A 25,833-nucleotide genomic window follows, 5' to 3' on the forward strand; every position below is an offset into this window, starting at 1 on the left:
ACCGTGATGACCAGGTATCGCTGCAATCGGCAGAATATCCTGCGCTAATGCAGTCACCGTGATGAAATTCTGCTACCATTCCTGCACAATTCACCTTGCACAGTGGCAGCGACTATGAAATTTGTTTCTTTTAATATCAACGGCCTGCGCGCCCGCCCTCATCAACTGGAAGCCATCGTCGAGAAACATCAGCCCGACGTCATTGGCCTGCAGGAGACAAAGGTTCACGACGACATGTTCCCGCTCGAAGATGTCGCAAAACTCGGTTACAACGTCTTTTATCACGGGCAGAAAGGCCACTACGGCGTGGCGCTGCTGACCAAAGAAACGCCCATTGCCGTGCGTCGCGGTTTTCCGGGCGATGACGAAGAGGCCCAGCGCCGCATCATCATGGCGGACATCCCTTCGCCGTTCGGCACTGTCACCGTGATTAACGGCTACTTCCCGCAGGGTGAAAGCCGCGACCATCCGACGAAGTTCCCTGCCAAAACCCGGTTTTATCAGGATCTGCAGGATTACCTAACCGGCGACCTGAATAAGGACAATCCGGTACTAATCATGGGTGATATGAACATCAGCCCGACGGATCTGGATATCGGCATTGGCGAAGACAGCCGCAAACGCTGGCTGCGCACCGGCAAATGCTCCTTCCTGCCGGAAGAGCGCGAGTGGATGCAGCGCCTGCTGGGCTGGGGGCTGGTAGATACCTGGCGCCACGCTAACCCGGATAACCACGACCGCTTCTCGTGGTTCGACTACCGCTCCAAAGGTTTTGACGATAACCGCGGCCTGCGCATAGATCTGCTGCTGGCAAGCAACCCGCTGGCCCAGCACTGCGTCGAAACCGGCATCGACTACGACATCCGCAGCATGGAAAAACCCTCCGACCACGCGCCGGTCTGGGCAACCTTTAAAGGAAAATAAACGCGGTTGAATCGTCATCAGCTCTCGCTGCTGGTTATCCTCATCGTCTGCATCGTCGCGGGGTTTACGCTTATCCCCCGCGACATGCTCTCCCTGAACGCCCTGCAGCAATCTCATCAGGCGCTTAGCGCCGAATGGCACCAGCATCCCCTTCTCGGGGCGGTGCTCTATTTTGCCCTGTACGTGGCGGTGTCCGCGTTATCTATCCCCGGAGCGGCGCTGTTAACGCTGCTTGGCGGGTCGCTGTTCCCGCTGTGGATAGCCATTCCACTCGTCTCGTTTGCCTCAACGCTCGGCGCGCTGCTGGCGATGCTGGCGAGCCGCTATCTGCTGGCAAACTGGGTCTGCGGGCGTTTTCCCCGACAAATGGCGACCGTTAACGCTGGCATCGCGCGCGATGGGGCGTTTTACCTCTTTGCGCTGCGGTTGATGCCGCTGTTACCGTTTTTTCTGGTGAACCTGCTGGCGGGCGTCACGCGAATTGGCGCTATGCGCTACTGGTGGGTCAGCCAGCTCGGTATGCTGCCCGCGACGGTGGTTTATCTGAATGCCGGGCGAGAGCTCGGAAATCTGCACTCATTGCAGGATATACTCTCCCCTGGCCTGCTGGGCGCTTTCGCGCTGATAGGTCTGTTGCCGCTGGTATCGCGCAAGCTGCTGGCCCGTTTTGTTCAACATTAAGGATGCATTATGCGCCGTGTGCGTTATTACCTCCTCCTCACCGCCGGACTGCTCACCGCAGGCCATGCCTTTGCCACCGATAGCTGGCAGCAGATAAAACAGGAAGCCCACGGCCAGACCGTGTGGTTCAACGCCTGGGGCGGCGATCCCGCCGTAAACCACTATCTTGACTGGGTCAGTGGAGAAGTAAAACGCCACTACGCCGTCACGCTTCGCGTGGTGCCGATTGCCGATGCCGCCGACAGCGTTAAACGCATCAAGAGCGAAGCTGCTGCCGGACGTACCCATAACGGCTCGATTGACCTGCTGTGGGTGAATGGCGAGAACTTTCGCAGCCTGAAAGAGGCAAATCTTTTGCGCACCGGGTGGGCGGAAACGCTACCGAACTGGCGCTATGTCGATACCCAAAAACCGGTGCGGGAAGATTTTTCCGTGCCCGTGGACGGAGCGGAATCGCCCTGGGGCAGCGCTCAGTTAACTTTTATCGCCCGTCGTTCAGAAACGTCAGCACCGCCCACCTCACCGGAGGCACTACTGCGCTACGCGCAGGCAAACCCCGGAACGGTAACCTATCCACGCCCGCCGGATTTCACCGCCACAGCGTTTCTTGAACAACTGCTGCTGGCGCTGACGCCGGACCCACAGCTGCTGAAACAACCGCCGGATAACAGCACCTTTGTCGCAGTGACCGCCCCGCTGTGGGCTTATCTCGACAAACTACACCCCTGGTTATGGCGGCAAGGGAAAGACTTCCCGGCGTCTCCTGCGCGGATGGACACCATGCTTGCCCAGGGGACGCTGCGCCTGTCCCTGACCTTTAACCCAATGCATGCCCGGCAAAAAATGGCCAGCGGTGAACTGCCGGACGACAGCTACAGCTTCGGTTTTAAGAAGGGCATGATCGGTAACGTCCACTTTGTGGCGATCCCGGCCAATGCCCGCGCCACGGCAGGTGCTCAGGTGGTGGCAAACTTCCTGCTGTCGCCGGAAGCCCAGCTGCGTAAATCAGACCCGGCTATCTGGGGCGATCCGAGCGTGCTCGACCCGGCGAAGCTCGAACCAGCACTACGGGCAACGCTTGCCTCGCGCCTGCCGCAAAAATCACCACCGGTTCTGGCAGAGCCGCATGCTGCATGGGTTAGCGCACTGGAACAGGCATGGCTGCATCGTTACGGTACTTACTAACTCTCCTGACGCTGGCGGCAATGATGGCGGTTATGCTGCCTTTGCTCCCCGCCGCCGGGCTGCTGCTCTCACCGGCATTTTCGAGCGCGAACTGGCAGGCGTTGTTTGCCGACCCGCAGGTGCCGCAGGCGCTGACGGCAACGCTGATATCAAGCCTGATAGCGACCGGCGGCGCGCTGATGATTGCACTGTGCGCCATGGCCGCCCTGTGGCCCTCTGCCGGCTGGCAAAAGCTGATAAGCCGCCTGCCGCTGCTGCTGGCAATACCGCACGTTGCCTTTGCCGCCAGCGCGCTGCTGCTCTTCGCCGAGGGCGGCTGGCTGTTCCAGCTCTGCGGTCGCTGTACGCCGCTGGTGGATCGTTATGGCATCGGTATGGGGTTGACGCTTGCGGTCAAAGAGAGCGGATTCATCCTGTGGGCGATGTATGGCGTACTGGGAGAAAAGCGGCTGGCGCAGCAAACGCTGGTGCTGAAAAGCCTCGGCTACAGCCGCTGGCAGTGTCTGAATATGCTGGTACTCCCGGCCATCGCGCCTGCTCTCGGGCTGGTGCTGCTGGCCACGGGTGCGTGGACGCTCTCGGTGGTGGATGTGGCGCTAATGCTGGGGCCAGGAAACCCGCCCACCCTGGCGGTACTCGCCTGGAGCTGGCTAAACCAGATTGATGCTTTGCAGCAGACCAAAGGTCAGCTTGCCTGCCTGCTGCTGGTGATGCTTCTCGCCGTAATGGCGCTTATTATCTTCGGCGGCTGGCGTTTACAGCAACGCCGCGCACCGCCTGCGGATGGTGTACGCCATCGGCAGAGATCCCATCCTGCAGGGCAGACATTTTCGTTAGCGCTGCCAGGCAGCGGCGTGCTCTGCGTCGTGGTGCTGCTGGCGATGGCACGGCTGGCCTTGCCCACGACAGAAAGTCTGAATAACAGTCTCTGGCTGGCGTTACTCTCCTGCCTGTGTGGCGGCGTTCTGTGCCTGCTCTGGCTTGAATGGGGTATCGCCAGACTCACGCCCTGGCTGTTTCTTCCCCTGCTGTTACCCACACTGCCGCTGGTTGCCGGACAATATCAGCTGGTGCTACACCTGTGGCTCGACGGCAGCTTTATCGCCGTATTCTGGGGGCACTTGTTGTGGGTGGTGCCGTGGATGTTGTTTGTGCTGCATCCGGCGTGGCGGCGGCTCGACCCGCGTCTGCCGCTGATTGCCCGCACGCTGGGCTGGTCGCAGGGGCGGATTTTCCTGCAGGTGAAATGCCCGCAGTTGATGCGCGCTATTCTCTCTGCTCTCGCCGTGGGGTTTTCCGTGAGTATTGCCCAGTATTTACCAACCCTGTGGCTCGGCGGCGGTCGCGTCCCGACGCTGACGACCGATGCCGTCGCGCAAAGCAGCGGCGGCTCGCTGCACTGGCTCGCGATATCCTCGCTCTGGCAACTGCTGCTTCCGGCGCTGATGTTTACCCTGGTCGCCCTGCTTACGCGCACGATCGCGCACTATCGACAAGGACTCCGCTGATGCTTATCGTCAATAATCTCACGCTTGCGCTCAATACCGCGCCGCGGCTTAACCATGTCAGCTTCAGCGTTGAGCCCGGAGAAGTCGTCACCCTGATGGGCGCTTCCGGCAGCGGTAAATCTACGCTGTTTGCCTGGATGATTGGCGCGCTGCCCGCGCCGTTTAAGGCACAAGGAGAGCTGTGGCTCAACGACCGTCGGCTGGATGGGCTTACTACTGCCCAGCGGGAAATCGGGGTCCTGTTTCAGGACGCGCTGCTGTTCGACCACTTTAGCGTGGGGAAAAACCTGCTGCTGGCGCTACCGGCGAGCGTGAAAGGCGGTGAGCGTCGGGAAATGGTTGAGGCCGCCCTGACTGAAGCCGGTCTCGCCGGTTTTTACGCCCGCGATCCGGCAACGCTCTCCGGCGGCCAACGGGCACGGGTTAGCCTGCTGCGCGCGATGCTGGCACAACCGAAAGCGCTGCTGCTTGATGAGCCTTTTAACCGGCTGGATGCCCCCCTGCGCGAGCGCTTTCGCGAATGGGTGTTTGCCGAGCTTTCGGGGCTGGCTATTCCGGTGGTGCTGGTCACCCACGACGCTGCCGATATACCGCCAGGTGGCCGTTGTCTGCAGATTGAAAGCTGGCAATAACCTGCGTTAGCGCAACGTATTTCTCCGAACGGAGCTCCAGAATGACGCTTCAATTTACCTGGGACGGGCAATTCGATGAAACGTGTTTCTCAACTGACCGCGCTGGCCCTGCTTATCGGGCTGACCTCTTCTGCTTCAACGCTGGCCGCTGAAATGGCCTCTGCTCACACCTTCGCACAGATCCAGCAGCAAAACGGTATCATTATCGATACGCGCCCGAGCGCGTTTTACAACGGCTGGCCGCAGACGGCTAACGGCCCGCAGGGGCATGAACCCGCCGCACGTAATCTGGCCGCTCGCTGGCTTTCAGCAATGAGCGACGAGCAGCTCACCGCCTGGGCGAAAGCGCAGCAGCTGAAGCCGGATACGCCTCTGGCGCTGTACGGTAATCCGGACGACGTCAACGCCGTTACCGCGCGGTTGCACAAAGCGGGCTTTGACCGCACCGCAACCCTAAGCGATGCCCTGAGCTCCCCGGAGCGTCTGCAGAAACTCGCTCACTTCGAGCAGCTGGTCTATCCGCAGTGGCTGCACGACCTGCAGCAGGGTAACGCAGTTACCGCCAGACCGGCCGGTGACTGGAAGGTAATAGAAGCGGGCTGGGGTGCGCCGAAATATTTCCTGCTGAGCCATATTCCGGGCGCGGGGTATATTGATACCAACGAAGTCGAGAGCGAACCGCTGTGGAATAAAGTGCCAGACGCCTTTCTTAAAGCCATGCTGGCGAAGCACGGTATTCGCCACGACACCACGGTGATCCTCTACGGTCGTGATGTTTACGCCGCCGCACGCGTGGCGCAGATCATGCTGTATGCCGGGGTGAAAGATGTCCGCCTGCTCGACGGTGGCTGGAAAACCTGGAGCGACAGCGATCTGCCGGTCGAGCGAGGGACGCCGTCGACGGTAAAAGCAGAGCCTGATTTTGGCGCGCCGATCCCCGGCCAGCCGCAGCTGATGCTTGATATGAATCAGGCCCGCGCGCTGCTGCACCGCCAGGATGCGTCGCTGGTCAGCATTCGCTCGTGGCCGGAATTCATCGGGACCACCAGCGGCTACAGCTACATTAAGCCAAAAGGTGAAATTGCCGGTGCCCGCTGGGGCCACGCCGGTAGCGACTCCACCCACATGGAAGATTTCCACAATCCGGACGGCACCATGCGCAGCGCCGATGACATCAGCGCGATGTGGAAAGCGTGGAATATCCTGCCATCACAGCAGGTATCGTTCTACTGCGGTACCGGCTGGCGCGCCTCAGAAACCTTCATGTACGCCCGGGCCATGGGCTGGCCGAATATCTCCGTTTATGACGGCGGCTGGTATGAGTGGAGCTCTGATGCCAAAAACCCGGTACAGCGCGGTGAGCGCGGCCCGGGTCAGGAGATGTAATCGGCAATCCCTGCCGGATAGGGTTAACGCCTTATCCGGCAAGATTCACTCGCAGCGCTTTAACGTCAGGTATCCGCTCCAGATACGCGTCAGGGTAGTGAGCCAGCACAGTGCGCCAAACAACCACGCCAGCCACGGAAACCAGGCTGGAAACAGGCAACACAGTACAAACAGAGCGATAGTTTCGCTACCCTCGGTTAGCCCCCCCAGGTAATAAAACGACTTGTGTGCATAGCCTGGGTTATCAATCTGGTGCTTTGCCGCCAGCGCCGCAAAAGCCAGAAAACTGCTGCCGGTACCGATAAAAGCAAACAGCAGCCATCCTCCCGCCAGCGCGTTCTGCGCCGGGGAAGCAAGAATAAAACCAAACGGCACCAGCGCGTAAAACAGAAAATCGAGAGAAATATCGAGAAAGCCTCCGGCATCGCTTAATCCGCGCCGCCGCGCCAGCGCACCGTCCAGCCCATCAAGCAGGCGATTCAGCACTATCACCACCAGCGCCGGAAGGTACCAGCCCTGCGCCAGAAACGGCAGTGCCAGCACGCCGATGGCAAAGCCGGTGAGCGTCACGCCATCGGCGCTCACTCCCGCTTTTTCCAGCGGCAGCGCCAGTGCATTAAGTAGTGGCTTAATTCGTGGGTGCAGATGTCGGTCAAGCATCCGGCCGCCCTCCGCTCTGACACAGCCCCTGGGAAGGAATATCCAGCGCTGCGTTAAAGCGTGCCGAAAGATTCTGGAAGGCGATTAACGCCGTCATTTCGCTTATCTCATCCGGGGTAAAATGGCGGGTCAGCTCCGCTTTCAGTGCATCGTCTACCTGCGGAGGCGTCGCCGTCACCGCATCGGCATAGGCCAGCGCCGCACGCTCTTTCTCGTTAAACAGTGACGACAGCGGCCATTCGGCTACTGCCAGCACTTTATCCATCGCCCCACTGCGCTCTGCCAGCCGCAGGCTGTTGGCATCAATGCAAAAGGCGCAATGACACACCTGCGAGACCCGGGTCATCAGCAGCGCACGCAGCTCCGGCGCCAGCCGCGCACGGCGACGCTCCAGCCAGCCGACAAACAGCGCCACCAGCCAGAACAGGCGAGGCATTCGCCCCCACCAGCGCGTCGGGTTCAGCACTGCGCCATAATGTTTTTTCTGCAGCGAAACGATGGGTTTCAGACTCACGGGAAGCTTATCGAGGGGCGGCACCCATGGCGCATGTTTTTTCACTTCTGACTCCAGGTCACGCTGTTGCTATGAAGAAGAGAGCGATATTATGGCATCCTGCTTTTCAGAATGTTGATTCATATGCTTAAAAAGATTGATGTTGTTGCCGCGATAATCGAGAAAGACGGCAAAATTCTGCTGGCACAGCGTCCTGCACATGCCGATCAGGCAGGCATGTGGGAATTTGCTGGTGGGAAAGTCGAAGCCGGTGAAAGCCAGCCGCAGGCGCTGGTTCGCGAGCTGCAGGAGGAGCTGGGGATCACCGCAACGCCTGGCGTGTACGTGGCCAGCCACCAGCGTGAAATTTCAGGGCGGATTATCCATCTGTACGCCTGGCATGTGCCCGGCTTCAGCGGCGAACTGACGGCGCACTACCACAGCGCGCTGGTGTGGTGTACACCGCAGGCAGCGCTGGATTATACGCTGGCCCCGGCGGATATTCCGCTCCTGGAAGCATTTATGGCTTTACGCGCCGCCAGACCAGCGGATTCGTGCTGATGGCTTTTTCGTCGCGCTGACACTGCAGCAGAACCCCATCGGTCTTAATGACCGCCCCTTCCGAATAATTCTGGTTTTCGTAGATACAGCACTGATTGCAGGGCTGTGCACGCTGGCCGCTGGAGCTGAAAACTTCCGGCGGTACGTTCACTTCAACATCCGGACGGTAACGGTCTGCCTGAGCGCTACCGGCAATCAGCGCCAGTAATCCGGCAATCACGATTCGTTTCATGTTTTATCTTCCTGATGGCTTCTGAACTAACTATATCGGCTCATTCGCGAACATCCTTAAATTTTCCTTGCCAGCCGCGCCGTCGCGGGTGGTATAGTCGGAAAAACGCTCGTTTCCAATAATTATAATCTTAGCAAATACAATTACTAACAATCATAAGAGGTTCTTATATCTATGGAACAGAAACCGTCTCTGGAATCATTTCTCTCAGGGGTACAGCAGCGCGACCCGCATCAGCCGGAATTCGCGCAGGCCGTACGGGAAGTGATGACCACGCTGTGGCCATTCCTCGAACACAATCCGCGCTATCGTCAGATGTCGCTGCTGGAGCGCCTGGTAGAGCCAGAGCGCGTCATCCAGTTCCGCGTCACCTGGGTTGACGATCGTAATCAGGTGCAGGTAAACCGCGCCTGGCGCGTGCAGTTTAGCTCGGCAATCGGTCCCTTTAAGGGCGGCATGCGCTTTCATCCCTCGGTTAACCTGTCGATTCTGAAGTTCCTTGGCTTTGAGCAGACCTTCAAAAACGCCCTGACCACCCTGCCGATGGGCGGTGGTAAAGGCGGCAGCGATTTTGACCCTAAAGGTAAAAGCGAAGGCGAAATTATGCGTTTTTGCCAGGCGCTGATGACCGAGCTGTACCGCCACCTCGGCTCAGACACCGACGTACCGGCGGGCGATATCGGCGTGGGCGCCCGCGAAGTGGGCTTTATGGCCGGGATGATGAAAAAGCTCTCCAACGATACCTCCTGCGTCTTCACCGGTAAGGGGTTGTCGTTTGGCGGCAGCCTGATCCGCCCGGAAGCCACCGGCTACGGCCTTATCTATTTCACCGATGCGATGCTGAAGCGCCACGGTCTGGGCTTTGAAGGGATGCGCGTTGCGGTATCCGGTTCTGGCAACGTGGCGCAGTACGCTATCGAAAAAGCGATGGCGCTCGGCGCCCGGGTGGTCACCGCCTCTGACTCCAGCGGTACCGTGGTAGATGAAGCGGGCTTCAACGCTGAAAAACTTGCTCGTCTTTGCGAGATCAAAGCCAGCCGCGATGGTCGCGTCGCCGACTACGCCCACGAGTTTGGCCTTCAGTATCAGGAAGGCCAGCAGCCGTGGTCAGTGCCGGTGGATATCGCCCTGCCGTGTGCCACGCAGAACGAGCTGGACGTCGATGCGGCCCGTGCGCTGATTGCGGGCGGCGTGAAGGCGGTGGCAGAAGGCGCGAACATGCCGACCACCATCGCGGCCACCGACCTGTTCCTTGAGGCTGGCGTACTGTTTGCGCCAGGTAAAGCGGCCAACGCCGGTGGCGTCGCAACGTCCGGTCTTGAGATGGCGCAGAACGCGGCGCGCATGGGCTGGAAAGCAGAAAAAGTAGATGCGCGTTTGCACCACATCATGCTGGATATTCACCATGCCTGCGTCGAGTACGGTGGTGAAGGTAAACAAACGCACTACGTGCAGGGTGCCAACATCGCGGGCTTCGTTAAGGTTGCCGACGCGATGCTGGCGCAGGGCGTAATTTAAGTTACGTCGATTGCCGGATGCACCTTACCCGGCCTACGTTTGCGCGTAGGTCGGGTAAGCGATATCGTCAGGACGCCTCCGGCTCTGCCGGTTTCTTTTTCTTCACCTTGCTGAAGGTTTTCTTCTTCGGCGTCTCGCCGCCGGGCGCGACCAGCCCCCGGAACTGGCTGACTCGGGTGCCGCGCGCCAGCTCAATCAGCTCGTGCAGTGTGCCGACCAGCGGGTACATAAAGTCCTGATACCGACACTGCTTTTCGCTGATTTGCGTCAGCACCGATTCCCAGTGCGCGGTCATATCCGGACGCGATGCCAGTTCAGGCAGCGAGTGAATCAGCGCCTTTCCCGGATCGGTTGAGTGAATATAACGCCCTTTCTTGGTCAGGAAGCCGCGCTTGAACAGCAGCTCGATAATTCCGGCGCGGGTTGCCTCCGTCCCCAGGCCGTCGGTTGCGCGCAGCACTTTTTTCAGGTCTTTGTCCTGCACAAAACGGGCGATACCGGTCATCGCCGAGAGCAGCGTCGCATCGGTAAAATGGCGCGGCGGCTGCGTCTGACGTTCAACCACCTCACCCTTTTCGCACAACAGCGTATCGTCTTTCGCGACCACCGGCAGCGGCGTGCCGTCGTTCTCTTCGTCACGCTCCTTTGCGCCTAACAACGTGCGCCAGCCCGCTTCCGCCAGGAAACGTGCTTTGGCGATAAATTTGCCGTTGGCGATATCGAGATCGATCTGACACTTGCGATACACCGCGTCGGCGCAGAACTGCATCAGATACTGACGCGCCACCAGTTCATACACCCTGGCTTCGTTCTCGCTCAGATGCACGGACGAACTGCGCGCCGTCGGGATAATCGCGTGGTGGGCATCAACCTTTTTATCGTCCCAGCAGCGGTTACGCGTATCGACATCCACCGCAGGCTGCGGCAGCAGACCAGGCGCGTGCACGCCAATCGCGTTCAGCACCGCATGACGACCGGCAAAATGCTCTTCAGGCAGGTAGCGGCAGTCGGAGCGCGGATAGGTAATCAGTTTGTGGGTTTCATACAGCTTCTGGCAGATATCCAGCACGTTTTGCGCACTCAGAGCGTAGCGTTTGGCGGCTTCAATCTGCAGGGCCGAAAGCGAAAACGGCAGCGGTGCGGCCTCAGAGTCGCGCTTGTCGTTGTATGCGGTAACGATAGCCGGTTGACCACCGATACGGTTAACCACGTGCTCTGCCAGCGGGCGATGCAGCAGGCGTCCTTCTTCATCCTGGTACGGTTCACAGGCCTCGCTCGGCTGCCAGGTGGCGGTAAAGCGCTCGTCTTTTGGCGTGACGATATGCGCTTTCACCTCGAAGAAGTCTTTAGCGACAAAGTTTGCTATCTCTTCGTCGCGGCGAACCACCAGCCCCAGCACCGGCGTCTGTACGCGCCCCACCGACAGCACCCCCTGGTACCCGGCATTGCGCCCAAGCAGCGTCCAGGCGCGGGTCATGTTGATGCCGTACAGCCAGTCAGCGCGGGCACGGGCCAGAGCAGATACGCAAAGCGGAATAAACTCGCTGTTGGCACGCAGGCGCGAAATCGCCCGTTCTACCGCCTGCGGGTTGAGATCGTTAATCAGGCAACGCTGTACCTGCTGACGCTTTTCCGGGGACAGCTGCAGGTAATCCAGCACTTCATCCACCAGCAACTGTCCTTCGCGATCCGGGTCTCCGGCGTGAATGACTTCGCTGGCTTCATGAAGAAACCGCTTGATAACGTTGAGCTGTTTGGTCACCGAAGGACGCGGCTGGAGCTGCCACTTCTCCGGCACAATCGGCAGGTCTGCCAGATTCCAGCGGGCGTAGCGGCTGTCGTAGATATCCGGCTGCGCCTGCTCCAGCAGGTGACCGATACACCAGGTCACCACCTGCCCGTTACCACACTCTATATAGCCGTCGCCTTTGCGATGTGGCTTTGGCAGCACATCGGCAATGGCGCGGCCCAGACTCGGCTTTTCCGCAATAAACAGCCGCATCGAATTAACGAATCTCGATCATCGGTCGTCCACCACGCGCGGTGATAAGCTCACCAATAGCGGTCAGCGTAATACCAAACTCAGCCGCGGCGGCCTGCACTTCGGTCTCTGAACCTGGTGCGACGGCCAGCAGCAGCCCACCGGAGGTTTGCGGATCGCACAACAGCGCGCGCCACTCATCCGGCATTTCGCCCATCAGATGACCGTAGCTTGCGAAGTTACGCCCGGTACCGCCCGGCACGGCGCCCAGCTTGATGTACTCTTCCACGCCCGGCAGTTTTGGCACATCGGCAAAGCGCACCTGCGCCTGTACACCTGCGCCCTGACACATTTCGCTCAGGTGTCCGAGCAGGCCAAAACCGGTGACGTCGGTCATCGCCTTCACGCCTTCAATGTTGGCAAAAGCGGCACCCGCGAGGTTCATCTGGCACATCACTTCGGTAGCGAGACCTTTGTGCTCTGGCTTCAGCAGCGATTTTTTCTCGGCGGTGGTCAGCACACCGATGCCCAGCGGTTTGGTCAGGAACAGCTTGCATCCCGCCTGCGCGGTGCTGTTTTTCTTCACCCGCTCGGTCGGTACGATACCGGTAACCGCGAGGCCGAAAATCGGCTCCGGGGCATCGATAGAGTGGCCGCCGGCAAGGGCTATCCCCGCCTGCTGACAGGCAAAGCGCCCGCCTTCAATCACCTCACGGGCTATCTCCGGCGCCAGTTTTTCGATTGGCCAGCCGAGAATGGCGATCGCCATAATAGGTTTGCCGCCCATGGCAAAAATATCGCTGATGGCGTTGGTCGCGGCGATGCGGCCAAAATCAAACGGATTATCGACGATAGGCATGAAGAAATCGGTAGTGCTGATAACGGAAGTACCGTTACCCAGATCGTAGACCGCCGCGTCGTCGCGGGTCTCGTTACCGACAAGCAGGTTCGGGTCGATAAACTTCGCCTGCTCACTATGCAGGATGGTTTCCAGCACTTTGGGGGAAATTTTACAACCGCAACCGGCTCCGTGGCTGTATTGCGTTAAACGAATGGCTTGCTCGCTCATGGACATCTCCTGTCATTGCAATCCGGATATGTTAGCGCCCAAACGCCGTACAGGTAAGTGTTGCCGTCTGATTTCGCGCACTGTTGCTCATTAAGCAGACAAAACCTGCGTTTTGCGAGCCAGGGCAATGTTTTTAACGTTGATTTTACTTTTACTACAATATGACAGAATTATGACAACGAAACGGTTGTCAGCAGGAGTTTTCCCATTAGAAAGGAATAAATGATGAAGAAACGCGTGATAGCTTTGTGTCTTGCCGGGTTGTTTACCACCAGCGCTTTTGCTCTTGCCCCTTCAGGCAACGATGCCACGACCAAGCCCGATCTGTATTACCTGACCAATGCGCAGGCGATTGACAGCCTGGCACTGCTGCCACCGCCGCCGGAAGTCGGCAGTATTGCGTTTCTGAACGATCAGGCGATGTATGAGAAAGGTCGCCTGCTGCGCGGCACCGAGCGCGGTAAGCTCGCGGCGGAAGATGCCAACCTCAGCGGCGGCGGCGTGGCTAACGCCTTCTCCGGCGCGTTTGGCTCGCCGATCACCGAAAAAGACGCACCAGAGCTGCACAAGCTTCTGACTAACATGATTGAGGACGCGGGCGATCTGGCGACCCGCGGGGCGAAAGAGAAGTACATGCGTATTCGCCCGTTTGCCTTCTACGGCGTATCCACCTGCAATACCACTGAGCAGGATAAGCTGTCGAAAAACGGTTCATACCCGTCGGGCCACACCTCTATCGGCTGGGCTACGGCGCTGGTACTGGCAGAGATAAACCCGCAGCGACAGAACGACATCTTAAAACGAGGCTTTGAGCTGGGGCAAAGCCGGGTGATCTGCGGCTATCACTGGCAGAGCGATGTGGATGCAGCAAGGGTTGTCGGTTCAGCGGTTGTCGCCACGCTGCACACCAACCCGGCATTCCAGCAGCAATTACAGAAAGCGAAAGACGAGTTCGCGAAACAGAAGAAATAAGCATGATGGGCCGGGCAGCAGTGCCCGGCCACAAAAAATCAACGCGTCAGAAACGCACCACGAACGGCGCGGTATCAGCAACGCTAACGGTGGTAGAGGCCTTCAGCTGTGGTGTACCGAGGTACAGGAAGCCGACAATTTTATCTTCCGAACGGCACTTCAGCCCTTCGCGAACGAGGTCGCTTTCGGTCAACGCGCCGCTGCGCCAGATACCGTTAAAGCCCTGCGCCACTGCCGCCATCTGCATTGCCATCACCGCGCAGCCCGCCGACATCTCCTGCTCCCACTTCGGTACCTTGTGATGCTCCTGGCACTTCGCGACGACGGCAATGATGAGCGGCGCGCGGAACGGTGCATTGCGTGCTTTCTCAATCGCCTTTTCGTCCTGCCCGGCAGCGACGGCACCGCGCTCCAGCAGCTGGCTGAAACGCTCGCGCCCCTCGCCTTCAATCACGAAAAATTGCCACGGCTGCAGAGTACCGTGATCAGGGGCACGCATCCCGGCGCGTAAAATATTCTCTAATTGCTCACCCGCCGGGGCCGGTTCGGCCAGACGGGAGGCGCTGCGGCGATTAATCAATAATTCGAGTGCGTCCATTTAAGCTGCTCCTGTGACGTTATTTTTCATAAAATTAACATGCGCGTGGAAATTGTTACAGCACCGGAGGCGATTCCTGCTGACAATCGCTGACGGGAACTTTAGGATAACCCAACGTTGCGCCTGCAGTTGCGCCCTCTTTATCTGTTTTGTCAGGGAGAATACATGCGAACCCTATGGCGAATTTTTGCCGGATTCTTTAAATGGACCTGGCGCTTGCTCAATTTTGTCCGTGAGCTGGTGCTGAATTTGTTCTTTATTCTGATTGTGCTGGTGGTGGTTGGCGTGTGGCTGCAGTTCAGCAGCAGCACCTCTGAACGCACCGCCCGCGGCGCATTAACGCTGAATATTACCGGCGTGGTGGTGGATAAGCCTTCGACCAGCGGTAAAATCGGCGCGCTGAGTCGTCAGCTGCTGGGCGCAAGCTCGGATCGTCTGCAGGAAAACTCCCTGTTCGATATCGTGCAGACCATTCGTCAGGCAAAAGATGATCGCAACATCACCGGTATCGTGCTGGATCTGAAAGATTTCGCCGGGGCCGACCAGCCCTCCATGCAGTATATCGGCAAAGCGCTGCGCGAATTCCGCGACAGCGGCAAACCGGTGTATGCCGTGGGCGATAACTACAGCCAGGGCCAGTACTATCTGGCGAGCTTCGCCAATAAAATTTACCTCTCCCCACAGGGCGTTGTTGATTTACATGGCTTCGCGACCAACGGCCTGTACTACAAAGCCCTGCTCGACAAGCTGAAAGTCTCAACCCACGTCTTCCGCGTCGGGACCTATAAATCTGCCGTTGAGCCGTTTATCCGTGATGATATGTCACCGGCAGCGCGCGAAGCCGACAGCCGCTGGATTGGCGAACTGTGGCAGAACTACCTGACCACCGTTGCCGCCAACCGCCAGATAACGCCGCAGCAGGTGTTCCCGGGTGCGAAAGAGATGCTCGAAGGCCTGCGTAAAACCGACGGTGACACCGCGAAGTACGCGCTTGATAACAAACTGGTGGACGTACTGGCCTCCAGCGCTGAAGTGGAAAAAGCGCTGACCAAACAGTTTGGCTGGAGCAAAGCGGACAAAAACTTCCGTAACATCAGCTTCTACGATTACGCGCTGAAAACACCGTCCGATCAGGGCGACAGCGTGGCGGTTATCTTCGCCAATGGCGCCATCATGGACGGCCAGGAAACGCCGGGGAACGTTGGGGGTGATACCACCGCCGCGCAGATCCGCGACGCGCGCCTTGACCCGAAAGTGAAAGCGATTGTCCTGCGGGTGAACAGCCCGGGCGGCAGCGTGACGGCATCTGAAGTTATCCGTTCGGAACTGGCAGCCGCGAAAGCCGCAGGCAAACCGATTGTGGTATCGATGGGGGGTATGGCGGCATCCGGCGGTTACTGGATCTCCACCCCGGCTAACTACATCATTGCTAACCCAAGCACCCTGACCGGTTCCATCGGCATCTTTGGCGTTATCAATACCGTGGAAAATACGCTCGATTCCGTTGGCGTTCACACCGATGGCGTTGCCACTTCACCGCTGGCGGACGTGTCGCTCACCAAAGCCCTGCCGCAGGAAGTGCAGGAGATGATGCAGCTCAGTATTGAGAATGGCTACAAGCGCTTTATCACCCTGGTGGCGAATGCACGTAACAGCACACCGGAACAGGTAGATAAAATTGCCCAGGGCCACGTCTGGACCGGTACCGACGCGAAAACCAACGGTCTGGTCGACAGTCTCGGCGACTTCGACGATGCGGTAGCAAAAGCGGCCGAGCTGGCGAAGCTCAAACAGTGGCATATTGAGTACTATCAGGACGAACCGTCGTTCTTCAACATGGTGCTCGATAGCCTGACCGGTTCTGTACGCGCAGCGCTGCCAGCCGCGATTCAGGCTGCCCTTCCGGCCCCGCTGGCTACGGCGGCAAATGCAGTGAAAGCGGAGAGCGACAAGCTTGCGGTCTTTAACGATCCGCAAAACCGCTATGCAATTTGCCTGACCTGCGCCAATATACGTTAATCCTTATCCCCTCCGAATGGAGGGGATTTTCTTTATGTCATAGCCTGATACCATGCAAAAGAAATCAATCTACGTTGCCTACACCGGCGGTACCATCGGTATGCAACGCTCCGAACACGGTTACATTCCTGTCTCTGGTCACCTGCAGCGCCAGCTGGCGCTGATGCCTGAATTCCATCGCCCGGAGATGCCCTCCTTCACCATTCATGAATACGCGCCGCTGATGGACTCTTCGGACATGACGCCGGAAGACTGGCAGCATATCGCCGACGATATTAAGGCCCATTACGACGAGTACGACGGTTTCGTGATCCTGCACGGCACCGACACGATGGCGTTCACCGCCTCGGCTCTCTCCTTCATGCTGGAGAACCTGGGCAAGCCGGTGATCGTGACCGGTTCGCAAATCCCGCTCGCGGAGCTGCGCTCTGACGGGCAGATCAACCTGCTGAACGCGCTGTACGTAGCGGCAAACTACCCGATCAACGAAGTGACGCTGTTTTTCAACAACCGTCTGTTCCGGGGCAACCGCACCACTAAAGCCCACGCCGACGGCTTTGATGCCTTTGCCTCCCCTAACCTGCCGCCGCTGCTGGAGGCCGGGATCCATATCCGCCGTCTCAATACCCCAGCGGCCCCTCACGGCGAGGGTGAGCTGATCGTTCATCCGATTACCCCGCAGCCGATTGGTGTGGTCACCATCTATCCGGGAATTTCCGCCGAAGTGGTGCGTAACTTCCTGCGCCAGCCGGTGAAAGCGCTGATCCTGCGCTCCTATGGCGTCGGCAATGCGCCTCAGAACGGTGAGTTTCTCCAGGAACTGGCGCAGGCCAGCCAGCGCGGCATTCTGGTGATTAATCTAACCCAGTGTATGTCTGGCAAGGTGAATATGGGCGGCTATGCCACCGGTAACGCGCTGGCGCATGCCGGGGTGATTGGCGGTGCCGACATGACCGTTGAGGCGACGCTGACTAAGCTTCACTATCTGTTAAGTCAGGATCTCGACGTGGAAGAGATGCGCATCGCGATGCAGCAGAACCTGCGCGGCGAGCTGACGCTGGATGATTAAGGAGTGACCATGAGCCATCGTGCATTGTTGCTGGTTGATCTACAAAACGATTTTTGCGCCGGCGGCGCGCTTGCCGTGCCGGAAGGTGATAGCACTATCGATGTGGCAAATCAGCTTATCGGCTGGTGCAAGGCGCGCGGCGATGCGGTAGTGGCAAGCCAGGACTGGCACCCTGCCGATCACGGTAGTTTCGCCAGCCAGCATCAGGCAGAGCCCTACTCACAGGGTGTGCTGGACGGGCTGCCACAAACCTGGTGGCCGGATCACTGCGTGCAGCACAGCGAAGGTGCCGCACTGCATCCGCTGTTGCAGCACCAGGCGATTGATGCGGTATTTACCAAAGGCGAGCATCGTAATATCGATAGCTATAGCGCGTTTTTCGACAACGGTCATCGGCAGAAAACCGGGCTCGATGAATGGCTTCGCCACCATGAAATCAGCGAACTGCTGGTGTCCGGTCTCGCCACGGACTACTGCGTGAAGTTTACCGTGCTCGACGCCCTGAAACTCGGATACGCGGTGAACGTCATCACCGACGGCTGCCGTGGAGTCAACATTGACCCGCAGGACAGCACCAGAGCGTTTATGGAAATGGCCGCCGCTGGCGCCACGTTATACACCGTGGCGGACTGGCTGGAGACACAGCAATAACGCATTACCTGATGGCGGCGGCATCGTCATCAGGTACTTTTCCCCCCACGCTCGAAATATCCTCAAGCGAAACCATCCGCGTTTCGATACCAAAGACAAACAGCACCAGCGAGCAGAGCAACAGCAACACACCCAGCACAATGAACACGGTGACAGAACCGTACCGCGTCAGCAGTACCGCCACGCCATAGGGAGTAAACGCTGCGACAATACGCCCTACCGCGTTGACGAAGCCAGATCCCCGCAACCGCAGATGGGTGGGCCACAGTTCCGGCACATAAACCGCAGAGGCAAAGCAGACATACATATACAGGAAGAAAATCATTACCAGACCGTAGGTCAGAATGGCCCACTCGGCGGTCTGAATCGCGTAGAAGTAACCCAGTATCGCAATAATTGCCAATATCGACGAACCGAATAATCTCCGGGGGAAGTAGTCAATAATCAGTGCGGCAACAAAGATCCCAACCGGTGCGCCAATCATGATAACGGCAGTCATTATGATTGACCGCGCGACATCAATGCCTGAGTTCACAAAAATCGTTGGGATCCAGACGGTAATGGTATAGAGCGAGATATTCATGGCGATCAGTACCGTAATTGCCACCAGCGTCCGCCTGAGCATCTGCCCCTGAAATAACTGCCAAAAAGAGCCATTCTCTTCACAACCTGAACGCCTCCCATGCAATACGGGTAACGGTGGCAGCGTCATGTTTTTCTCTTTTTCTATCTGAGTTTCAACATCTCGTAGGTGCTGCTCAGCGGCCCCATGATAGCCCTTGCTCGCCAGCCAGCGTGGAGACTCAATGAAGTATTTTCCCGACAGATACCAGGCTAAAAGAATGCCAGCCCCTCCGAGTAAAAACATCATCCGCCAGCTAAAATGCGCAATCACCACCACGCCAATCAACGCCGACAGCAAAGGAGACCAGTTGCCCACAAAAGAGAGCCGGGCAGACCATTTCCCCCGGACTCTGGCAGGAATAAATTCAGTAAACGAAGCGTAACCCACCATGATAAGAGCCCCCATTCCCGTCCCCATCAGGCAGCGGAAGAAAATGAGCCAGTACATATCAGGGACAAACGCTGCGGCGGCGGCGGCAATGCCGACAATCAGCAGGTTGATACGAAACGCTCGGCGTCTGCCGAAATAATCACCAATAAAACCGCCCGCCAGGGAACCGATGAAATAACCAAACATCAACGCCGAGGTAAAAGCGGCATTGAGAAAATTATTTGACCATCCGATGCTCACTAGTTTTGCCACCACCACATTGCCGGAATAGCTGAGAAACCCGGTCAGTAATAGGCTAAAACTGATAATACCGAAAATACGATAATGAAAGCGGGCTAAGGGTAATTGATCCAGTCTGCTGCCAATATTGTCGTGATGTTCCATCTGGATGCCTCAAAGACTCCGGTCTCCCGATAAGAGAGAAAGAGCATAATGTAGAGTTTTTAAATAATGACTATCGCGGTAAATTTAATTTACCGCGTCATCTATCATCATGTTATTTAACATCACCAGTGAGGAACAAACGCGTAGCCGTCATTAATAAACAAGCTGGATGCTATTATTTTTGCAATATGCGATCCATTCTGCACTGGGTGCTTTATTCGTTATAATGTAATTAATATGGCTTAAATCAATTAACTGGACAAAGGCTTTGCGATCAAACTTAGAATGATCGACCAGCAAGGCGACTTCTGTTGCCTGAGCGATCATGGTCTTCTTGATTTCAGCTTCCGCCTCATTCGAGTCAAGCGCCCCACTGTCTCTGTCCAGACCTTTACAGCTCATCACCATGATGTCCACATGGTATCGACTAATGATCTCTTTGGTGATGCGTCCCTGCAAAGAGAGAGTGCTTTTGTTTAACTCGCCGCCGGTGGAAACAACATTAATCTCCGACAAAGCGAGCTCGTGAAAAGCTTCGGCTGAATTCGTTAATAAAGTGAGATCGCCTCGCTCCTTCAGCAGTTTTAGTAATTCCATTGCCGTACTACTGGAGTCTGCTGCCATAGTGGTTTTATTTTTAATCAATGGCAACGCATTACGGGCAATCGTCTGTTTCTCTTCATAGAACGATTTCGCCCTCTTATAAAAATGAATATTTTCAGACAGCACGGTATTATTTAATACCGCACCACCATAAGTACGGGTCAAAAATCCTTCATCTTCGAGTTTTTCCAGGTCGCGGCGAATCGTCTCTTCAGTTACCTGAAAAATTGAGCTCAAATTTGAGACAACCACTTTCTTGTCATTGGCAACCATTTGTTTAATTGCCTGAATTCTGTCTTTTGCCGCCACAATTACACCTCTGTTCCCTTCAACATCATGATAAGTTCTCAGTATCTCACAGGCTATGTTTATCTTCAAAAGAACACGTCTGAATCACAGATTTTCATGTGTTTTACACAGAAACAGAGGTGATGATTACTGCCGTTATACGTGGTCCAGAGCCTCAGCCATTCTTCTCATCATTAACGCATCTTCATCCGTTAATGCGATGCTCAAGGCCTGCACATTTTCGCGAACCTGCTCTGGCGCTGTTGCCCCACTGAGGATAGAAATCAAATCGCTTTGTTTCAAAATCCACGCCAGCGCCAGTCCTGGAACCGTAGTGCGGTATTTGTCGCAAAGCGGCCGCCACTGCTCAAGCATGTCGATAACCCGCAGCATATTGTCACGCTGGAACCAAACCTTATTCGCCCGCGCCCCGCCCGGCACATAGTCACGAGCAATTGTGCCGGTTAATAATCCCTGCTCCAGCGGCGAGTAAACCTGAACAACAATCCCGTGCTCGCGGCACAATGGCAGAAGATCGCTTTCCAGCGCCCGGTCAAGGATGCTGTATTTCGCCTGCACAATATCCAGTTCACCATGCTTAAGATACTCACGGATATGGCTGGCATCGACGTTCGCCGCACCAATCGCACGAATTTTACCTTCGGCCTTCAGCGCATTAAGCGTTTCCATAGTTTCGGATATCGGCGTGAAGAACGGGGGAACGGATTGCCAGTGCGTCATGTAAATATCAATACAATCAATATTCAAACGCTGCAGACTGGTTTCAACCTCTTCACGAACAGAATCCGCAGAAAGGTTTTTATACAACTGGCGGTCGCCGACTTTATTGAACAGGCTGCCTTCTCGCTCCCAGACAATCCCACATTTAGTTTCTACTACCATCTCATCACGGGGTAGTTGTTTTAGCGCCTGCCCGACAATGGTTTCACTATTGCCAAAATTATATCCCGGCGCGGTATCAATCAGGTTAATGCCGCAGCGATGTGCTTCGACAATGGTATCGATGCAAATCTGCAGGTCGAGATCGCCATTCCATGCCGGACCGCCGCCAATGGCCCAGGTGCCCAGCCCCATACGGGAAAGTTTGATATCCGTACTACCTAAAGGAATCATATTCATCTGACGTTATTACCCTTCATATTCTTCAAGAAGTTGTTCCACCAGCATTCTGTTCTTCACGCCCGTGGTCGCCCCCACGCTGAGTACCGATATCGCAGCGGTGACGTTGGCAAACAGCGCACAGTCACGCAATGTTTTCCCTTCAAGCAGCGCGGAGATAAATCCCGAGGCGAAGTTGTCGCCAGCACCGATGGTGTCGATGGCGGTAATCCCTGATACCGCAGGCACAGCCATGCGCGTCTCATGATTTTTGATAAAGCAGCCTTGCTTACCAGTTTTAATCACCACCGTTTTGACGCCGCACTGAAGAAAGCTATCGGCAATTTCATCGAGCGATGTTTTCCCGGTGAGTTGCTTTGCCTCTTCAAAGTTAGGAAACAGATAATCGACATAGCTCAGTGCTTCGCGAATATCCTCCAGCGTTTCATTCAGCCGCGGCTTTATCATGTCGGCGCAAATAATCAGCTGCTGCGCCCTGGCCCGCGCAAAGATTTCAGTTAATGCTTTACCGTCGAGTAAAGGGCTATTAAAAATGCTCGCCAACGAGAGCAATTTCACCTGCGAGAAACGGCTGAAATCAATATCATTAATATTCAACCGCCACAGGCTGCCATTGCGATTGGTCACAAAAGTACGCTCTCCATCCGCGGTAACCAACCCGACATTAATTGAGGTATCAATATCAGGGTCCTGTTTTATACTGCGGATATCGATACTCTCTTTGCGGCAGTGTTCAAGAATAAAATGTCCTGCGGCATCATCACCCACTCGACTCATTAATGCAGTACGATGCCCCAGCCGGGAAATAATTGTTGCTTCGTTGATGGCATCCCCACCGGTGGTCATGGCAATTCTTTCCAGGGGATAAGAGTCTACATCAAAAATATTCTTACTGACCGGCTGCAAGGGAATATCGATTATTGCCGCACCGATGCAGAGAACCTCAATATCATCCATATTGTCATTCCGCTTTGCCGTCTGAGCCGAACAGTTTGATTTTTTCCAGCGCACGCGCTTTAACCGCTTTACGCACCTCACGCTGCAAGTGCAGGAAAGGTTGATCCTGGTTCTCATCAACCGCCACCATCGCCGCCTGGCACAGTTCGGTATGAATATTGATTTTCGCTATGCCGAGCGAAATGGCAGTTTTAATATCGGCATCGCTGATACCAGAAGCTCCATGCAGAACTAGCGGTACGGACACGGCTTCACGTACCCGCTTCACCACGTCAAAATTCAGTTTCGGCTCCGAGGTATAAACACCATGCTGGTTGCCGATAGCGACCGCCAGCGAGTCGCAGCCGGTACGTTCAACAAATTCGGCTGCCTGGTCCGGATCGGTATAGTGATATCCCGCCAGCGCCTCTTCGTATACGGTTTCATTCCCTACGTGCCCCAGCTCAGCCTCTACTGGGATCCCCAGCGGATGGAAGAAATCGACCGCTTCTTTGGTCAGGCGAATGTTCTCTTCGAAGTCTGAAGCCGAGGCATCACGCATCAACGAGTTCATACCATGTGTCCATGCATTATGGATAATTTCCATGCTACGCCCGTGATCCCAGTGAGTAATAACGGGTACTGAAGCTCTCTCTGCCATTGAGACCATCATATGTGAAAAGTCTTCAAAGGAAGTATTACCAACAAAGCCGGTACCAAAGGAAATAATCACTGGCGATTTGGCCTCTTCTGCCGCATCAATAACCCCCATCAGCATTTCTGCATTCCACACGTTAAAGTGCGCAATCGCATAATGCTTGTTCTGAGCATCATTTTCCCAGTATTTAATATCTGCCAGCATGTTCTTTCTCCCGTTTCAATTAACCAACAATTTTAATAACGCCTTTAATAATGTCGCGTTTGTTATTTACTGACTCATCAAATGCGCGTTGCACTTCTTCGTAATCGTAAATATGCGTGACCATCGACTTCACATCGAATCGACCCGAGGAGATGGCCTCAATAGTAACCGGGTAGCGATTGGCATAGCGGAAAACGGTCTGAATTGACACTTCGCGATTAATTTTGAGGAAATTAATCGCCGAATCTCCCGGCACGGTACCTACAATCATAATTTTGCCGCCACGCATCACCAGGTACGGCGCCTGTTTTACGGTGACAGCAGATCCTGCCGTTTCGAAGACAATATCAGCCCCTATCTCACCAGAGAACTGCAGACAACTCACCTGAGTATCTTCTGTTGCGCCGTTGATAACGGTAGTTGCCCCAAGTTTCTCTGCCATGGCCAGGCGCTTTTCCAGCACATCCACAACGGCAATCTCGGTGGCTCCCAGACACTGGCACGCCTGCAGCGTCATCAGGCCAATGCAGCCCGCTCCCAGGATGACGATTTTCTTACCCGGTTTTACCTCCGCGAGCATAGCGGCATGCATCCCAACGGCCGCAGGTTCGACCAACGCACCTTCCATGGTGTCCATGTTGTCCGGTAGCTTGTAAGTAAAGCTCTCCGGGTGGCACAGGTAGTGGGTTAATGCACCGCGGTAATTCGGCTGCGTCGCCATAAAATCAACATCCGGGCAGATGTTGTATTTCCCCTCCAGACAGTACCGACAGTGGCCGCAAGGTACGCCAGGCTCGATATTCACTCTGTCACCCGCTTTGAACTTCGTCACCAGGCGCCCTGTCGCTACGACCGTCCCCGCACATTCATGCCCCAGGCCTATCTCCTGGTCAGGATCTTTCGGTGGAATAAACGGCCCGGACTCGAAGCCGTGAACATCAGAACCACAGATACCAACATATTCGACTTTAATTAATACTTCATGATCCTGCGGCACCGGAATATCAGCAGCGATGATATTCATGGTCCCCGGCGTTTTTAATATCGCTTTTGAGTTTTTCATTCTCTTTTCCATCAATATTATTTAGTGATTGCGGTATCAATACTTAAACTCTCGACTGAAACTCCTTTTGTTTCTATGCCGATAGTCGCGATCGCGACGGCGACAATTATCGAAACCACACCTAACAGGATGAACACGCCGGTTACGCCGTAGCTGTTAAGTAACACGGCGACGGCATAGGGAGCGGCAATACCGCTAATTCGGCCTACCGCGTTTGCCAGCCCTGAGCCCCGAAGTTTCGCTTCTGTCGGCCAGATCTCCGGCACATACACCGCCGAGGCATAGCAAACGTACATGTAAACGAAAGTAATAAGGAAAAAGCCAATCAGAGTAATAAGCAGCATGCTGGTCTGCAGTGAGTAGATATATCCCAGTACAGCAATGAGTATTAATAAACCAACCCCCATTGTTTTTCGCTGAATTTTATCCATCACCAGCATCGCAATAAATATGCCAAACGGTGCACCAAACATACTCATGGTGTTTAAGACGATGGAGTCTTTCAGGTTTATTCCCTGAGTCATAAAGATGGTCGGCAACCAGTTAATTAAGGTGTATTGCACCACATTCATGGCAATCAGCACGCAGGAACCCAAAATGACGCGCTTCAATAAAACCCCGGTGAGTAAGGCGGAATATGGAACGCTGCGCGGCGGCGTTTTGTCCTCTTCAGCCACCACAGGTGGTAGCGGTTTGCCGGTCTGGCGCATTACGCCCTCTTCGATAGCCCGCATGACCTTTTCAGCTTCCTGGTAACGCCCACGAGACTCCAGCCAACGTGGAGACTCCGGGAACCAGCGCCAGGCGAAGACAGTGGCAATGAGGGACAGTACGGCCGGGATCAGCAATTGCACGCGCCAGTTCCAGTCCGCGCTGAGTAACGGCGTTAATCCCATCGCAATCAGCGAGCACAGCGGATACGACCAGTTACCGATAAACGACACCCGACTCGACCAGGTTCCCCGATTTCTGCCCGGAACATACTCCGTAAATCCGGCAAAAAGGGTCACCAGTAGGGCCCCCAGGCCAACTCCCATCACAAACCGGCAGGCGATAAGGAAGGTCATATCCGGCGAGAATGCCCCAACGACCATAGCGACGATGTGGATCCCCTCAAAAAGGATAAAAGCGTTTCGTCGCCCGGTAATGTCGCCAATAATGCCGCCGACCAGGGCACCAAGAAACATCCCTGCGGTGGTTAACGCCGAGAAGGTGGCGGTCGCCGAATTATCTGCCCAACCCAGATCTTTAAGCTGCGCAAGAATTAACCCACCAACGGCGTTACTCCAGCAGACAAGTAATCCAAAGGCGACAATGGCAAACATTGATGAATGCCAGCGGCAATCCGGCAGACGATCCAGCCGGGCGCCACAGTGCGGTTTTGTTATCTGTTCCATGCTAAC

The 25,833-nt window shown here is 56.0% G+C and carries 25 protein-coding genes; 12 read left to right on the forward strand and 13 right to left on the reverse strand.

The features are described from left to right. Positions 1–114 precede the first annotated feature (114 nt). The 6 genes from xthA (at position 115) to GYRE_RS20760 (ending at position 6,316) form a co-directional block, all read left to right on the forward strand. Positions 115–924 (forward strand): exodeoxyribonuclease III, encoded by an 810-nt coding sequence (gene xthA / locus GYRE_RS20735; protein ID WP_038258022.1) that lies wholly within the window; start codon positions 115–117, stop codon positions 922–924. Positions 925–930: 6 nt separating this feature from the next. After that, a complete protein-coding gene (locus GYRE_RS20740) occupies positions 931–1,605 on the forward strand; it encodes a TVP38/TMEM64 family protein (RefSeq protein ID WP_038258025.1) in 675 nt (224 codons plus the stop codon). A gap of 9 nt (positions 1,606–1,614) precedes the next feature. After that, positions 1,615–2,790, forward strand: coding sequence for an ABC transporter substrate-binding protein (locus tag GYRE_RS20745; protein ID WP_038258027.1), 1,176 nt, complete (start codon positions 1,615–1,617; stop codon positions 2,788–2,790). Then, a complete protein-coding gene (locus tag GYRE_RS20750; protein WP_038258029.1) occupies positions 2,763–4,298 on the forward strand; it encodes an ABC transporter permease family protein in 1,536 nt (511 codons plus the stop codon). Before GYRE_RS20745 ends, GYRE_RS20750 begins: the two co-directional genes overlap by 28 nt. Further along, positions 4,298–4,930: an ATP-binding cassette domain-containing protein gene (locus GYRE_RS20755; RefSeq protein WP_038258031.1), complete on the forward strand. Its 633-nt coding sequence runs from the start codon at positions 4,298–4,300 to the stop codon at positions 4,928–4,930. The genes GYRE_RS20750 and GYRE_RS20755 overlap by 1 nt, the downstream gene beginning before the upstream one ends. Before the next feature lie 75 nt (positions 4,931–5,005). Further along, positions 5,006–6,316 (forward strand): sulfurtransferase, encoded by a 1,311-nt coding sequence (locus GYRE_RS20760; protein WP_038258032.1) that lies wholly within the window; start codon positions 5,006–5,008, stop codon positions 6,314–6,316. 45 nt (positions 6,317–6,361) lie between these two features. Here GYRE_RS20760 and GYRE_RS20765 read toward each other — a convergent pair whose 3' ends face one another. Both GYRE_RS20765 and GYRE_RS20770 read right to left on the reverse strand, forming a co-directional pair. Continuing rightward, positions 6,362–6,976 (reverse strand): CDP-alcohol phosphatidyltransferase family protein, encoded by a 615-nt coding sequence (locus GYRE_RS20765; protein WP_038258035.1) that lies wholly within the window; start codon positions 6,974–6,976, stop codon positions 6,362–6,364. Then, the gene (locus tag GYRE_RS20770) at positions 6,969–7,535 is read right to left on the reverse strand and encodes a carboxymuconolactone decarboxylase family protein (RefSeq protein ID WP_038258038.1); all 567 of its coding nucleotides are present in this window, start codon (positions 7,533–7,535) and stop codon (positions 6,969–6,971) included. The genes GYRE_RS20765 and GYRE_RS20770 overlap by 8 nt, the downstream gene beginning before the upstream one ends. Positions 7,536–7,613: 78 nt before the next feature. On the opposite strand from GYRE_RS20770, the gene GYRE_RS20775 reads away from it, so the two are divergent. Further along, positions 7,614–8,030, forward strand: a complete 417-nt coding sequence (locus GYRE_RS20775) for a pyrimidine (deoxy)nucleoside triphosphate diphosphatase (RefSeq protein ID WP_038258122.1) — start codon at positions 7,614–7,616, stop codon at positions 8,028–8,030. Here the strand turns inward: GYRE_RS20775 and GYRE_RS20780 are convergent. Further along, complete coding sequence (locus GYRE_RS20780) at positions 7,990–8,262, reverse strand: YnjH family protein (protein WP_038258040.1); 273 nt, start codon at positions 8,260–8,262, stop codon at positions 7,990–7,992. The genes GYRE_RS20775 and GYRE_RS20780 overlap by 41 nt on opposite strands. A gap of 174 nt (positions 8,263–8,436) precedes the next feature. Here GYRE_RS20780 and gdhA point away from each other — a divergent pair, with 174 nt between their 5' ends. After that, complete coding sequence (gene gdhA, locus GYRE_RS20785) at positions 8,437–9,780, forward strand: NADP-specific glutamate dehydrogenase (RefSeq protein ID WP_038258042.1); 1,344 nt, start codon at positions 8,437–8,439, stop codon at positions 9,778–9,780. A 67-nt stretch (positions 9,781–9,847) separates the two neighbouring features. Here gdhA and GYRE_RS20790 read toward each other — a convergent pair whose 3' ends face one another. Both GYRE_RS20790 and selD read right to left on the reverse strand, forming a co-directional pair. After that, a complete protein-coding gene (locus GYRE_RS20790) occupies positions 9,848–11,782 on the reverse strand; it encodes a DNA topoisomerase III (RefSeq protein ID WP_038258043.1) in 1,935 nt (644 codons plus the stop codon). Positions 11,783–11,786: 4 nt separating this feature from the next. Further along, a complete protein-coding gene (selD, locus tag GYRE_RS20795) occupies positions 11,787–12,830 on the reverse strand; it encodes a selenide, water dikinase SelD (RefSeq protein ID WP_038258044.1) in 1,044 nt (347 codons plus the stop codon). Positions 12,831–13,055: 225 nt separating this feature from the next. Here selD and phoC point away from each other — a divergent pair, with 225 nt between their 5' ends. Then, positions 13,056–13,802 (forward strand): acid phosphatase PhoC, encoded by a 747-nt coding sequence (gene phoC / locus GYRE_RS20800; RefSeq protein WP_038258046.1) that lies wholly within the window; start codon positions 13,056–13,058, stop codon positions 13,800–13,802. Between the two features lie 46 nt (positions 13,803–13,848). Here the strand turns inward: phoC and GYRE_RS20805 are convergent, their stop codons facing one another. After that, complete coding sequence (locus GYRE_RS20805; protein ID WP_006819588.1) at positions 13,849–14,400, reverse strand: NAD(P)H nitroreductase; 552 nt, start codon at positions 14,398–14,400, stop codon at positions 13,849–13,851. Positions 14,401–14,565: 165 nt separating this feature from the next. On the opposite strand from GYRE_RS20805, the gene sppA reads away from it, so the two are divergent. Genes sppA through pncA form a run of 3 tightly spaced genes read left to right on the forward strand, consistent with a single transcriptional unit; the run spans position 14,566 to position 18,139 of the window. Continuing rightward, the gene (sppA, locus tag GYRE_RS20810) at positions 14,566–16,419 is read left to right on the forward strand and encodes a signal peptide peptidase SppA (RefSeq protein WP_006819587.1); all 1,854 of its coding nucleotides are present in this window, start codon (positions 14,566–14,568) and stop codon (positions 16,417–16,419) included. Between the two features lie 52 nt (positions 16,420–16,471). Further along, entirely contained in the window at positions 16,472–17,488 is a 1,017-nt protein-coding gene (ansA, locus tag GYRE_RS20815) for an asparaginase (protein ID WP_006819586.1), read from the forward strand. 9 nt (positions 17,489–17,497) lie between these two features. Next, positions 17,498–18,139 carry a bifunctional nicotinamidase/pyrazinamidase gene (gene pncA, locus GYRE_RS20820; protein WP_006819585.1) on the forward strand — a complete coding sequence of 214 codons (642 nt, stop codon included), beginning with the start codon at positions 17,498–17,500 and terminating at the stop codon, positions 18,137–18,139. A gap of 4 nt (positions 18,140–18,143) precedes the next feature. On the opposite strand, the gene GYRE_RS20825 is transcribed toward pncA, so the two are convergent. The 7 genes from GYRE_RS20825 to GYRE_RS20855 all read right to left on the reverse strand — a co-directional run bounded on the left by GYRE_RS20825 (position 18,144) and on the right by GYRE_RS20855 (position 25,827). Next, positions 18,144–19,538, reverse strand: a complete 1,395-nt coding sequence (locus GYRE_RS20825; RefSeq protein WP_038258049.1) for an MFS transporter — start codon at positions 19,536–19,538, stop codon at positions 18,144–18,146. 153 nt (positions 19,539–19,691) lie between these two features. After that, positions 19,692–20,450, reverse strand: coding sequence for a DeoR/GlpR family DNA-binding transcription regulator (locus GYRE_RS20830; protein ID WP_038258124.1), 759 nt, complete (start codon positions 20,448–20,450; stop codon positions 19,692–19,694). A gap of 135 nt (positions 20,451–20,585) precedes the next feature. Further along, a complete protein-coding gene (gene ydjG / locus GYRE_RS20835; protein ID WP_038258051.1) occupies positions 20,586–21,569 on the reverse strand; it encodes an NADH-dependent methylglyoxal reductase in 984 nt (327 codons plus the stop codon). Between the two features lie 9 nt (positions 21,570–21,578). Beyond that, positions 21,579–22,526 carry a carbohydrate kinase family protein gene (locus tag GYRE_RS20840; RefSeq protein ID WP_038258053.1) on the reverse strand — a complete coding sequence of 316 codons (948 nt, stop codon included), beginning with the start codon at positions 22,524–22,526 and terminating at the stop codon, positions 21,579–21,581. A 4-nt stretch (positions 22,527–22,530) separates the two neighbouring features. After that, positions 22,531–23,367 (reverse strand): ketose-bisphosphate aldolase, encoded by an 837-nt coding sequence (locus tag GYRE_RS20845; protein WP_006819580.1) that lies wholly within the window; start codon positions 23,365–23,367, stop codon positions 22,531–22,533. 19 nt (positions 23,368–23,386) lie between these two features. Further along, the gene (locus GYRE_RS20850; RefSeq protein ID WP_038258055.1) at positions 23,387–24,430 is read right to left on the reverse strand and encodes an NAD(P)-dependent alcohol dehydrogenase; all 1,044 of its coding nucleotides are present in this window, start codon (positions 24,428–24,430) and stop codon (positions 23,387–23,389) included. 17 nt (positions 24,431–24,447) lie between these two features. Next, complete coding sequence (locus GYRE_RS20855; RefSeq protein ID WP_038258057.1) at positions 24,448–25,827, reverse strand: MFS transporter; 1,380 nt, start codon at positions 25,825–25,827, stop codon at positions 24,448–24,450. Between the last annotated feature and the right edge of the window lie 6 nt (positions 25,828–25,833).

The organism is Yokenella regensburgei ATCC 49455, assembly GCF_000735455.1.
GTDB classification, from domain to species: Bacteria; Pseudomonadota; Gammaproteobacteria; order Enterobacterales; family Enterobacteriaceae; genus Yokenella; species Yokenella regensburgei.